Source organism: Streptomyces sp. NPDC054842, from assembly GCF_053611025.1.
Genome location: NZ_JBSGZN010000026.1, coordinates 14,160 through 25,932, shown reverse-complemented (window position 1 = coordinate 25,932; position 11,773 = coordinate 14,160). Strand labels below are relative to the sequence as shown.

The following is an 11,773-nucleotide window of genomic DNA, read 5'->3' as shown; positions in this document are numbered from 1 at the left end:
CGCGGAGCCGCCCGGCGCCCCACGCACAGCCTGCCTGGGCCGCCGGGCCCCTGCCCGCCCCTCCCACCCTCCAGGAAGGACGCCTTCCGGTGGCCATCTCCACCTCCACACCCCCCGACGGTGCCCCCGGCACCGCCCCGCCGGCCGGGACCGGCACCGGCGGGGAACGCCAGCGGCGGCGGACGCTGCTGCACCGCCTCGACGTCCGCGGCGCCCCGTACGCCTTCGTCGCACCGTTCTTCGTCGTCTTCGCCGCCTTCAGCTTCTATCCGCTCGTCTACACCTCGTGGATCTCCCTGCACCGCGTCGAGCTGTCCACCCTGAACCTCATGGAATGGGTCGGCTTCGACAACTACACGGCCCTGTGGGAGGACGACCGCTTCTGGAACGCGCTGCTCAACACGTTCACCATCGGCGTCCTGTCGACCGTGCCGCAGCTGATGATGGCGCTCGGCCTCGCGCACCTGCTCAACTACCGGCTCCGCGGCTCCACTTTCTTCCGCGTCGCCGCCCTGACGCCCTACGCCACCTCGGTGGGCGCCGCCGCCCTCGTGTTCACGATGCTCTACGAACGCGACTTCGGCATGATCAACTGGGCGCTGAGCCTGGTCGGCGTCGACAACATCGACTGGGAGAACAACAAGTGGGCCGCGCAGACGGCGATCTCCACGATCGTCATCTGGCGCTGGACCGGCTACAACGCCCTCCTCTACCTCGCCGCGATGCAGGCGATCCCGCGCGACCGCTACGAGGCCGCGGCCATCGACGGCGCCTCGCGGTGGCAGCAGTTCCTGAAGGTCACCGTCCCCGGCATCCGCTCCACCATCGTGTTCACCATCGTCCTGTCCACGATCGGCGCCACCCAGCTCTTCGGCGAGCCCCTGATCTTCGGCCAGGGCCCGAACGGCATCACCGGGGGAGCGGACAACCAGTACCAGACCCTTGGACTGCTGCTGTACGAGGAGGGCTGGAAGAACTACCAGATGGGCCGGGCCGCCACGGTCGCCTGGGCGATGTTCCTGCTGCTCATCGCCCTGTTCGTCGTCCAACGACTTGTCAGGCGCGTCCTCGCGCGCAGGGCCTGACCGGGAGATCCCCATGACCACAGACAGCATCCCGGTCCGGGCGGCGGAGGCACACCCCGGGACCGCGCCGACCACACGCAAGAGCACCGCGCCCGGCGGACAGGGCCGGCGGCTCTTCCGGCACCCGGGCGCCGGACGTCAGCACCACGCGGGCCCCGTCGCCTACATCCTCCTGGGAATCGCGGCCCTGTTCTCGCTCTTCCCGCTCTACTGGACGATGGTCGCGGCGTCGAGCGACAACACGCGGGTCACCCAGACACCTCCGCCGTTCCTGCCGGGACCGCACCTGCTGGAGAACCTCGGCAAGGCCTGGCAGGACGCCGCGCTGGGCAAGGCCATGCTCAACAGCATGATCGTGGCCGGGGTCATCGCCCTGTCCACCGTGCTGTTCGCCACCCTCGCCGGCTTCGCGTTCGCTAAGCTCCGCTTCAAGGGCCGCAACATCCTGCTCATGCTCGTGATCGGCACGATGATGGTGCCGCCCCAACTCGGCGTCGTCCCCCTCTTCATGATGATGACGGAACTGGGCTGGGGCCAGAAGCTGCCCGCCGTCATCTTCCCCACGCTCGTCAGCGCCGTCGGGGTGTTCTTCATGCGGCAGTACCTGAGCGAGGCGCTGCCCGACGAACTCGTCGAGGCCGGCCGCGTCGACGGTGCGCACTCCCTGCGCATCTTCTGGAGCATCGTCCTGCCCATCGCCCGGCCTCCCATGGCCGTGCTGTTCATGATCACGTTCGTGCACGCCTGGAACGACTTCTTCTGGCCCTTCATCGTGCTCGACATGACCAACCCCACGGTGCCCGTGGCCCTCACCCAGCTGAGCGCCGGCTACGTACGCGACCAGTCTCTGATCATGGCGGGAGCCCTCCTCGGCACACTCCCGCTGCTCGTCATGTTCGTCGTCTTCGGCCGTCAGATCGTCGGCGGCATCATGCAGGGAGCCGTCAAGGGATGAGCACCCCGCCGCCCCCTTGCTCCCACGGCCCGCCGGAGCCGGCCGCCCCCGCTCGCCCCTCCCGCCCGCAGTACATCTGGAAGGACTCACGTGACCACCGTTACCCGACGTGTCGCGCCCGCCCCGGAGAACACCGCCGCCGTCCGCTTCCCGCAGGGATTCACCTGGGGCACCGCGACCGCCGCGTACCAGATCGAGGGCGCCGCCTCCCTCGACGGTCGCACCCCTTCGATCTGGGACACCTACTCGCACACACCCGGCAGGGTGCGCAACGGCGACACGGGTGACGTGGCCACCGACCACTACCACCGCTGGCGCGAGGACGTCGCGATCATGGCCGACCTCGGCGTGAGCGCCTACCGCTTCTCCCTGTCCTGGCCGCGCGTACAGCCGACCGGCCGCGGCCCGGCCGTCCAGAAGGGGCTCGACTTCTACCGCGCCCTGACCGACGCGCTGCTGGAGAACGGCATCGAACCGGTGGTCACGCTCTACCACTGGGACCTGCCACAGGAGTTGGAGGACGCGGGCGGCTGGCCGGAGCGCGTCACCACCGACCGCTTCGCCGACTACGCCGCCCTGGCCGCCCACGCGCTGGGCGACCGGGTGAAGACCTGGACCACGCTCAACGAGCCCTGGTGCAGCGCCTTCCTCGGCTACGGCTCGGGAGTCCACGCACCCGGGCGCACCGACCCGGTCGCCGCGCTGCGGGCGGCGCACCACCTCAACCTCGCCCACGGCAAGGCCGTTCAGGCACTGCGCGCCGAACTTCCGTCCTCCGCGCGGGCGTCCATCACCCTCAACATCCACCACGTGCGCGCCCTGACCGAGGCCGCCGAGGACCTGGACGCGGCCCGCAGGATCGACGCGCTCGCCAACCGCGTCTTCACCGGCCCGCTCCTGGAGGGCAGTTACCCGCAGGACCTCTTCCAGGACACGGCCGGCCTGACCGACTGGTCCTTCGTACAGGACGGCGACACCGCCACGATCCACCAGCCCCTGGACTTCCTGGGCGTCAACTACTACACACCCACCCTCGTGTCCGCCGCCAGGGGCGAGGCCAGTCACGGGTCCGACGGCCACGGGGCCAGCGAGCACAGCCCCTGGCCGGGCGCCGACCAGGTCGCCTTCCACCGGCCCGAGGGCAGCACCACCGCGATGGGCTGGGCCGTCGACCCCAGCGGTCTGTACGACCTGCTGATGCGGCTCAAGGCGGACTTCCCCACCATGCCCCTGATGATCACCGAGAACGGGGCCGCGTTCGACGACTACGTCAACCCGGAGGGCGAGGTGTCCGACCCCGAGCGCATCGCCTACCTCCACGGCCACCTGTCCGCCGTGCGGCGGGCGATCGCGGCCGGCGCCGACGTGCGCGGCTACTTCCTGTGGTCGCTGCTTGACAACTTCGAGTGGGGCTACGGCTACAGCAAGCGCTTCGGCGCCGTGTACGTCGACTACCCGACCGGCAAGCGCATCCCCAAGGCCAGCGCGCGGTGGTACGCCGACGTGGCACGCACCGGCAGCCTGCCGGCGGAGGCAGCTCAGGGCCGCTGATCCGCCCGGTAGGACGGGGCCCGGTCTCGGGTGGCCCGGTCTCGGGCGCGGATGAACGGCGGGTGCGCGTACCGGCGGACCCGCCGCAAACGCCTCGCGGCCGACGGCGTACCTGCCGCAGAGCGACTCTCGGCGGGGCGCTGTGGTGTGGTGTCCCCTGTGTCAGAGGGCTCAGAGTCCACAGCGCTCAGAGGCGGATCCCGGGCCCGGGATGCCGGGGAGCCGGGGCCCGGGATGCCGGGGAGCCGGGGCTCGGGGAGCGTGGGGCGCCGGGGCTCGGGAACCCAGGGCTTGGGGAGGGCGGCGGACTCGCACCGTCTGTGGCGCGTGCTGCCGGACCCGGACCGGACCGGACCTGGAGTGACCCGGACGCGGACCCGGACCGGATGCGGACTGACCCGGACCCGGACCGGACTCGGAACGGGCGCCGAGGGCGCCGCCCGCCCCGCCCGGGCCCGCGCGGCCCGCCCCCGCCCGGCCCACTCGCGAATCAGGGCGGCGCGTGTCCGTATTCGAGCACCCAAGGGCTCAGCTGTCCCGGCCCGCAGTGCCCGCAACCCTGGCTGACCAGCGCACTCGTCGCTCGCTGGTCCGCGCCGCGCGGACGGCACGGGCAGCGTGGGCCCGGGTGATCGGCGGACATGACCGGGTAGGCGGAATCACGCGATCGCCCCGTTTCCCTCGGGCGCGGCGGGCTACTCACCTGCACATGGAAAGACCTACCGCTCTGCCGCGCGGCACGATGACCAGTGACCACGACCTGCCGGCCCCCTTCAGGACCGGGAGGTCCGGACGGCCGCTTCGGCGACGACCGCGACAGCCGGTCCTGAGCCCGCTGCCCCGGCGCCGCCTCCCGCGCGCCTGCCGGGAGGCCGGAGCCGTCGCGCGAGAGGCGGCCTGACCACATGGACACCTCCAGGTCCTCGGCATCCGCGCAGTCGGCGCAGAGCGGCCGGCAGTCCGGCGACCGGTCGCCGAAGCGGAGCCCCCTGAATTCCGCCCTGTCCACACCGCTGCTCTACTTCTTCATCCTCGGCGACGTCCTGGGCGCCGGCGTGTACGTCCTCGTGGGACAGATCGTCGCCGCGTCCGGCGGAGCGGTCTGGGTGCCGCTGAGCGTCGCGCTGTGCCTGGCGATGCTGACCGCCGGGAGCTACGCCGAGCTGGCGACCAAGTACCCGCGCGCCGGTGGAGCCTCTCATTACACGACGCGGGCCTACGGGCCGTTCGCCGGGTTCATGGCGGGCTACTGCATGCTGGCGGCCGGCATCGTCTCCGTGGCCGCGCTGGCCCGCGGCTTCGCCGGTGACTATCTGACCGCGTTCGTGTCGTTGCCCGTCGCGGCGGTCGTCATCGTGTTCCTGGCGGCGCTCGCGCTGCTCAACGTGCGCGGCATCAAGGAGTCGACCCGTGCCAACGTGGTCGCGACGGTCATCGAGGTCGGCGGACTGCTGATCGTGGTCGTCCTCGGCGCGTGGATCGTGCTGCGCGGCGACGGACACGTCGACGCGCTGACCGATCTCGGCACCCCGCAGAAGGGCGCGGCCGCCGCCGTGCTCAGCGGTGCGGTGCTCGCGTACTACTCCTTCGTCGGTTTCGAGACGTCCGTCAACGTGGCGGAGGAGACGCGCGACCCGGTGCGGTCCTATCCCCGGGCGCTGTTCGGCGCCCTCGGCACCGCCGGACTGGTCTACGTGCTCGTCGGGCTCGCGGCGACCGCCGCCGTCCCCGCCAGCACCCTCGCCGAATCCAGCGGTCCGTTGCTGGAGGTCGTCAAGGCGGCCGGAGGCGTACCGGAGCGGCTGTTCAGCGCGATCGCCCTGGTCGCCGTCGCGAACGGAGCACTGCTGACCGGCATCATGTCCTCCAGGCTCGCGTTCGGCATGGCTCGGGACGGACTGCTGCCCCGTCAGCTGACGACCGTGCTGCCCCAGCGTCGCACCCCCTGGGTCGCGATCGCCGTCACCACCGCGCTGTCGCTGCTCCTGGCCCTCACCGGCGATGTCGCCACCCTGGCCTCCACCCTGGTGCTTCTCCTCCTCGTGGTCTTCTTCATGGTCAACACCGCGGCTCTGGTGCTGCGGAAGGACCCTGTCGACCGCACGTACTTCCGTGTTCCGATCGTCGTCCCGGTCCTGGGCGCCGCGTCCTGCATCCTCCTCGCGACCCGCGTCGAGGCCGAGGTGTGGAAGCGCGGACTCCTCGTCCTGGCGGTGGGTGTCGTCCCCGCCCTCGTCGCGGCGCGCCGGCACCGGCGCGACGACCGGGCCGCCCAGCCGGACTGAGCGAGCAGACCGGAGCGCGACGCTCCATCCGCCGACGCTGCGGAAGCGCCCGCAGGCCCTTCCGTCTGCGGGCGCACCGTGTGCCCAGGCCCACTGCTCCGGCGGCGGCGACCGCGAGACTGCACGTCGGGCCGCGACCAGCCCGCCGCCCGTCCTTCGTTCGGGTAGAGAACACCGCACGTGTCACCCGGTCGAGTGAGCGAGAACGGAGCCTGGTGCCGCCGCGCCGATACGGTCACGCGGTGACCTCGAACTCAACAGAAACGCGCCCCGTGCGCTCCGCCGAGGTGGGGACCTTCGTCGCCATGTCGTGGAGCCGCGAGACGCCGCAAGGCGCCATCCCCTACGTGCTCGCCTTCTCCCTCGGCGACGGTGAGAACGGTCCCGAAGGCTCCTCGGCCGCCGTCGAGCAGCTGATGCACAACTGCGGACTCTCCGTCGACGAGGGCCTGGTCGACGGCAGTTCCCGGCCGAGCATGCCGGTGCGCCTGCTGGTGGTCGACGGATCCGTAGTGCTGTCCATGCCGCAGATCAACGCGCAGATCGTCCCGTCGGACCAGTGGCTCGCGGTCGTCGCCGAGCGGGGGTACGCCTGTCTCATCCTCACGACGCGCACGTGGCCGGGCGGCGAGCTGACCGACAACGACGCGCTGGCCGCCTTCGCCAACGACGAGGAGACGCTCAAGCTGTCCGCCAACGTCGTCCTGCCGGCCCGCAAGCTGCGCGATCGATGACCCGCCCGCCGACCGCGGCCGTGGACTCACGGCGGCGGTCGGCGCCCTCCCGGCACAGGCGCGAGCGATGGCTCACGGCGCGTGCCGGTTCGCGACGGCGTGCTCATCTAGGAGTGCCCCGCGTCGTAGAGGGGAGTGCCCCGCACCCGCCTGAGCGGGTGCGGGGGGCACAGACGGGATCAGGGCTTGTAACCGAGGACGAACGTCACCGGGCTGCCGCTGGCCGGATTCCCCGCGGTGCTGGGCTTGGCGAGCGAGTAGACCGGCGCGTTCACGGCGCCCAGCGCGGCCAGTGCGGTCTGCTGGTCGCCGGCCGCCCCGTAGTACAGGTCGAAGCTGCCCGACGTGCCCGGCTGGCCCGCCACAGCGTCGACCGGCACGTCGACGTCGAGCAGGGTCCCCTGGTCGTAGGGTCCGGCGTCGGTGAACGAACCGCTGTGATGCAGCCACGGGCGGCCGGTCAGGGGGTTCGGCCCGGCCAGGCCGTCGTCGCTGGCGAAGACCACCCGGTCGTGATCGGCCTTGAGGGTGACGTACTCGTCCAGCGGCGTCGGCTCCACGTCCCAGTCGACGACCCGCCGGTAGACGACCGACGGCTGGTCACCCGGCGGTGCCTCGGAGGCGACGGTCACCTTCACGTCGTACAACTCGGGCCGCGAGGACGGGCGGTACTCATGGGTGACGGTGATCGGGTAGTCGGTCCCCACGAGCCGCACCACGGATTTCGCCGTGGTCGCGGTGGTGGAGAACTCGACGATCTCGGCGTTGTCCGAGAGCCCGTGGACGCCGTGGGACCAGCCGGCCCACTGTCCGACGCCCCCTGGTGGGGTCACCTCGATGCCCCAGCCCTCGCAGAAGCAGCCGGCGACGGAGACGCCCTCGTAGTTCGTCGGCTTGTGGCGCAGCCCGAGGTCGGTGGTGCCTACCCCGGCGCTCGGCCGGCCGCTGGGGGTGATCAGGTTGCCACCGGGCTGAACCCCAATTTCGACCTCGGTGGCGGCGCCTCCGATGCTGCCGCCGAAGAGACTCGTGTACTTCGTCTCCCAGCGACCCTCCTCCTCGTCCTCGTCGGGCAGGCCGTGGCTGATCAGCAGGGTGACGCGGTAGCAGTCTCGGCCGCCGATCCGCGTGTCGAGTGTCTTGTCCTCCTCGCGTGCGCTGACGTCGTCGGCGTAGCAGCGCTTGGGGATCTCCTGCCAGTCGACGACCCGGAAGGTGAGCCGCCGGTCGTCGTCCTGCATGGTCCGTACGGCCATGTTCCACAGCTTGGACGGATCGGCCTGACCCACTAGGTCCACCAAGTGCGCGCCGCCGCCGTGCACGGTGTACGAGCCGGACGCCACCCCTGTGTCGGCGGGAAGGCGGACGGTCTCGTGCGCCGGGCGCGGGACGGAGAAGGTCGAGTCCGAGCCGGTGCCGCGGAGTTCGGAGCACCAGACCGGGACGTCCTTGTCGGTGTAGTGCCAGTACGTGCCGTAGTCGGCCGCGCTTCCGCCGCCGCAGAGCTGGTAGTTGGCGATCCAGTAGTCGCTGAACTGACCGTGCGGGTCGCTGTGGTAGTCGTCCTCGATCATGTCGCGGATCTGGCTCTTGGCGTCCGGGAACCAGGCGTCGTCGATCCGTTCCCAGCTGCGCCGGATGGAGTCCCTGCCGAGCCGTTCCTCGAGGAACTCGGCGAAGATGAACGTCCCGTACTGGTGGCCCGACCCGAAGCCGTCCTGCTGCGTGAGGTCGACGCCGGGCCTCTCGAAGTAACTGTCCAGCGCCTTGGCGTACTTGGCGTTGCTGGCGGCCGGCACGGTGCTGTCGTTCTGCATGGCCTGGTGAGCGGCCCACTCGGCGCTGCCTTCCATCCAGGCGTTGACGTCGCGCGGGTTGAAGACCAGCCGGATGCCGATGTAGCCGTACTGCATGGTGTGGAACAGTTCGTGCCTCGGCAGGTAGAACTCGTCGGCCTCGTCGCCGGCGCCGTGGTCGGTGCCGATGTGGATGATGTTCGCGTCGGCGATCTCGTACGGCTGGACGAAGCCCACGCCGCTGTCCACGTGCGTCGAGCCGAGGAAGACGGCGACCTTCTTGTCGGTGTCCTCACGCGGGTGGTAGCCGAGGTCCGACGTGTACGTGGACCACGACACCTCCAGCGAGCGGGAGAGACGTTCGACGTAGTTGGGCACGCCGTTGCCGGCCACATCGCCCCGGGCCGGGTCGCCGGCGCCGTCGTAGGTGTCGACGTCGCGCTCGCCCGTGGTGCGGTAGAAGACGGAGAAGTTGGCCGTCTGGTGCAGGCACTGGAAGTCGCCCGGCAGACTGGCCTGTTGGCACTCCGCGGTCGGCGTCGGAGCGAGCCGGAGCGAGGAGCGGTTGATGAAGGGCGCGAGGAGATCGGCCCGGTCGAGTTCGTGCTTGACCGAGTCGCGGACCGGATGGTCCAGGCGGGCCAGCTCCCGGCCGAGCACCATGGCGAGGATCTGACGCTGCTCCTGCGGCACCTTGGTGGTGTCGCGGTACGGAGCGGGTACGCCGCCGAGGTAACCGAGCGTCGCGTAGGCGTGGTTGACGAAGGCCTCCTGGTTCAAGACCCCGCTCTGCAGGTCCTCCAGGAGGGCGCGGATGCCCGGTTCGAAGCCGGCGTAGCTGACGGGACCGGGCGGCTCGGGTGGTGTCTCGCCCGGCTGCTTGTTGGTGAGCGGCTGCGGATCGAACTCGGGAACCTCGTACTCGGCCCGCGCCTTGGACCGCGGGGCGAGAGCCGACTTGGCCGCGGGGCCGCCGTCGACGGTGGAGGTGACGGGTGCGTCGTCGCCGGACGGCGAGTCGGCGGTGGCCGGCACCGGGAACGCGCCGACGGACAACAGCAGGGCGGCGGTGACAGCGAGCAAACGGCTGCCGTATGTGGTGCGCGCAGGTCTGTGCCGTGAGCCGGGCACGAAGCGCCACATGGCGAGTTCCCCCCAGAATCTCGACGGCCCCCGCGGACGGGACGTCCGGTCGGGCGGCCGCTGGGTCAAGTGGTGCAGGGGGAGGCTAGGGGATGCGTGACTGACTCTGTCATGGCTCGGTCAGGCCATGGGCTGCTGGCTCGTGAGCACTAGGACCGAGTGGTCAGATCGGTGACGCGGGGTCGGCGAGCGGCGATGACCACGGGCCGGGCCGTTGCGGCGGTGGTCCGATTCCGACTTCGGCTCCATGGCCGACTCCCCGGGGAGGCAAGCCCAATAGAGCGGAGGCCAATCGAAGCGAGGCCGCTCGAGTCCGCCACCTTCGACCGCTCCAGCCGCTGCGGGCATCCCCAGGATCAGCCGTCGTCCAAGCCCTCGCCCCTGCCCCCCAGCCACTCCACCGCGTAATCCACTGCCGGAGCCAGCCGGAACAACCGCGCGTCCGCACTCCCCACCTGCCTCCGGTGCACGGCGCCCGTCGCCTCGTACGCTTCACCCAGTTCGCCGAAGGGGGAGGAGTCGAGCAGGACGTCGCGGTACTGGTACCAGCGGCGTCCCTGCGGGGGCGGGGCCGCGACGACGCACGAGTACGTGACCCGTGGCCGCCCGGGAGTGCGGTACTCGGCGAGATGGAAGGCGGTACACACGTCGTATCCGACACCCAGCAGCAGCACCTTGGCGTCGAGCTTCTCCAGCCGGGCCAGGGGGGATTCCTCACCCAGGTGGCAGTCCAGCGCGTGGTCGGCGGTGACGTAGGACGCCTCCGCGCCCACAGCGGCGAAGGAGCTCTGCGGATGAGCGCTGCGCACGGCGCCGTCCTGCCTCCACACACGCTCGGAGAGGACGCCCACGCCGAAGCTGGGACTGCGCGCCGGGTCGAACGCGGGCACCCCGGCCCGTTCCGCGTCCCAGGTCCGGTCCGGCACCGCGTATCCCCGTGTGCCGGGCCACCGGGACGGATCGGAGTTGTCGGGGGTCTGCGTGTAGACGGCGAGAGTGCCGGTGGGGCCGAGCACCTCACGCAGAGCGTCCACCACGGTGTCCACACCGCCGCGGACGGGCCCCAGGGCGTGCAGCGAGGCGTGTACGAGGACGGTATCGCCGGCGCCGAGTCCCAACCGCCGCATGTCGTGCACGAGTTCGCGCCGCTCGCTCAGCCGGCCGGTGACGACCGGCTTCCGTCGCACGGCCTCGCGCACTCCGCGGACGAGCCGTTCGCCCGCGGGCAGCAGTTCGCCGCTGCCCAGCAGGGTGGCCGTCGCGTCCTCGGTGTGTCCGCGCCAGGTGCCGTACTCGTGCCGGGCCCGCTCGCCGCCCACGCCGGCGGCGAGTTCGGCTCGCCAGAAGTCGGTGACGCCGAGATGGGCGTAGGTGCCCTGGAGCAGGGCGCCGGCCGGGCGGGGATCGGGTCGCCAAGGGGCGTGGTAGCGGGCGTCCGACGGAGGGCCGTGCAGCGGCACCAGGTCCAGGAGCGCGCCCAGTTGGACGTGCAGGAACTCGTGGACGAGGGTGAGCGCGAGCAGCACCGGGTCGTCGGGCAGCGAAGCCGCGATCGCACCATGGGCACGGCGGGCGGCGGAGCTGACCGCGGTGCCGTCCGGAGCGGGACACAGCGGCACCAGCGCCTGGACGCAGGCGGCCACGGCCTCGGCGTGCCAGGGGTGCCGCCGGACCAGGACCTCCCAGGCGCCCTCCAATGCCTCCTGCCACCGCAGGACCTGCTTGTCGTCGAGCGGGTCGGCGAGGGCGTGGCCGTGCACGTCCCGCAGAGGGCCGCTGTCGGCGAGCCACAGCTGCAGTACGTGTCCGTCGCAGACCGCGCGCACCACTGGCCAGCTGTCAGGCCGGGTGCCGTTCAAGAGGTCGGTCAGCCAACCCAGTTCGGGGCGCGCACCACGGTCCAACGAACCGAGGGCGCGGGCCAGCCCTTCGTCGAGGAACGGGTGCATCATGACCGCGTACCAGGCCCGCCGGTCCCGGTGGTTCAACTCCACCAGCCGTTGGTACACGCCGGCGACCTCGGCGGCGATGTCAGGCGGTCCCGTGGTCGCGGTACGGCGGAGCGCGTCCGCGAGGAGCATCCGTTTGCTGAGCTGCCCGGCACGGAGCCCGACCACGGCCCGCGCGCCACCCCTGGCCCGGGCGAGGTCGGCGAAGGTGGCGGGGCTGATGACGTGTGGGGCCAGGCCGCCCGAAGCCCGAGCAGTGCGTGAGCTGTTGCCGG

General features: G+C 71.4%; 7 protein-coding genes. 5 read left to right on the top strand and 2 right to left on the bottom strand.

All coding sequences use genetic code 11. The features are described 5' to 3' along the window. Positions 1–89 precede the first annotated feature (89 nt). The 5 genes from ACWGIS_RS21030 (at position 90) to ACWGIS_RS21010 (ending at position 6,610) form a co-directional block, all read left to right on the top strand. Positions 90–1,085 (top strand): carbohydrate ABC transporter permease, encoded by a 996-nt coding sequence (locus ACWGIS_RS21030; protein WP_453363955.1) that lies wholly within the window; start codon positions 90–92, stop codon positions 1,083–1,085. Positions 1,086–1,098: 13 nt separating this feature from the next. Continuing rightward, positions 1,099–2,040 carry a carbohydrate ABC transporter permease gene (locus tag ACWGIS_RS21025; RefSeq protein WP_453363954.1) on the top strand — a complete coding sequence of 314 codons (942 nt, stop codon included), beginning with the start codon at positions 1,099–1,101 and terminating at the stop codon, positions 2,038–2,040. A 90-nt stretch (positions 2,041–2,130) separates the two neighbouring features. Continuing rightward, on the top strand, positions 2,131–3,591 hold the full coding sequence (locus ACWGIS_RS21020; RefSeq protein WP_453363953.1) for a GH1 family beta-glucosidase: 1,461 nt from the start codon (positions 2,131–2,133) through the stop codon (positions 3,589–3,591). A 905-nt stretch (positions 3,592–4,496) separates the two neighbouring features. Next, positions 4,497–5,876 (top strand): APC family permease, encoded by a 1,380-nt coding sequence (locus ACWGIS_RS21015; RefSeq protein ID WP_453363952.1) that lies wholly within the window; start codon positions 4,497–4,499, stop codon positions 5,874–5,876. A gap of 242 nt (positions 5,877–6,118) precedes the next feature. Continuing rightward, the gene (locus tag ACWGIS_RS21010; RefSeq protein WP_453363951.1) at positions 6,119–6,610 is read left to right on the top strand and encodes a DUF5949 family protein; all 492 of its coding nucleotides are present in this window, start codon (positions 6,119–6,121) and stop codon (positions 6,608–6,610) included. A gap of 179 nt (positions 6,611–6,789) precedes the next feature. On the opposite strand, the gene ACWGIS_RS21005 is transcribed toward ACWGIS_RS21010, so the two are convergent. Next, a complete protein-coding gene (locus ACWGIS_RS21005) occupies positions 6,790–9,489 on the bottom strand; it encodes a hypothetical protein (protein WP_453363950.1) in 2,700 nt (899 codons plus the stop codon). Positions 9,490–9,905: 416 nt separating this feature from the next. Then, positions 9,906–11,666 carry an AAC(3) family N-acetyltransferase gene (locus ACWGIS_RS21000; protein ID WP_453363949.1) on the bottom strand — a complete coding sequence of 587 codons (1,761 nt, stop codon included), beginning with the start codon at positions 11,664–11,666 and terminating at the stop codon, positions 9,906–9,908. Positions 11,667–11,773 lie beyond the last annotated feature (107 nt).

Bases quoted from the DNA above. Each gene is read 5' to 3' on its own strand.
- ACWGIS_RS21025 (WP_453363954.1), top strand. From the start codon at position 1,099: ATGACCACAGACAGCATCCCGGTCCGGGCGGCGGAGGCACACCCCGGG.
- ACWGIS_RS21015 (WP_453363952.1), top strand. From the start codon at position 4,497: ATGGACACCTCCAGGTCCTCGGCATCCGCGCAGTCGGCGCAGAGCGGC.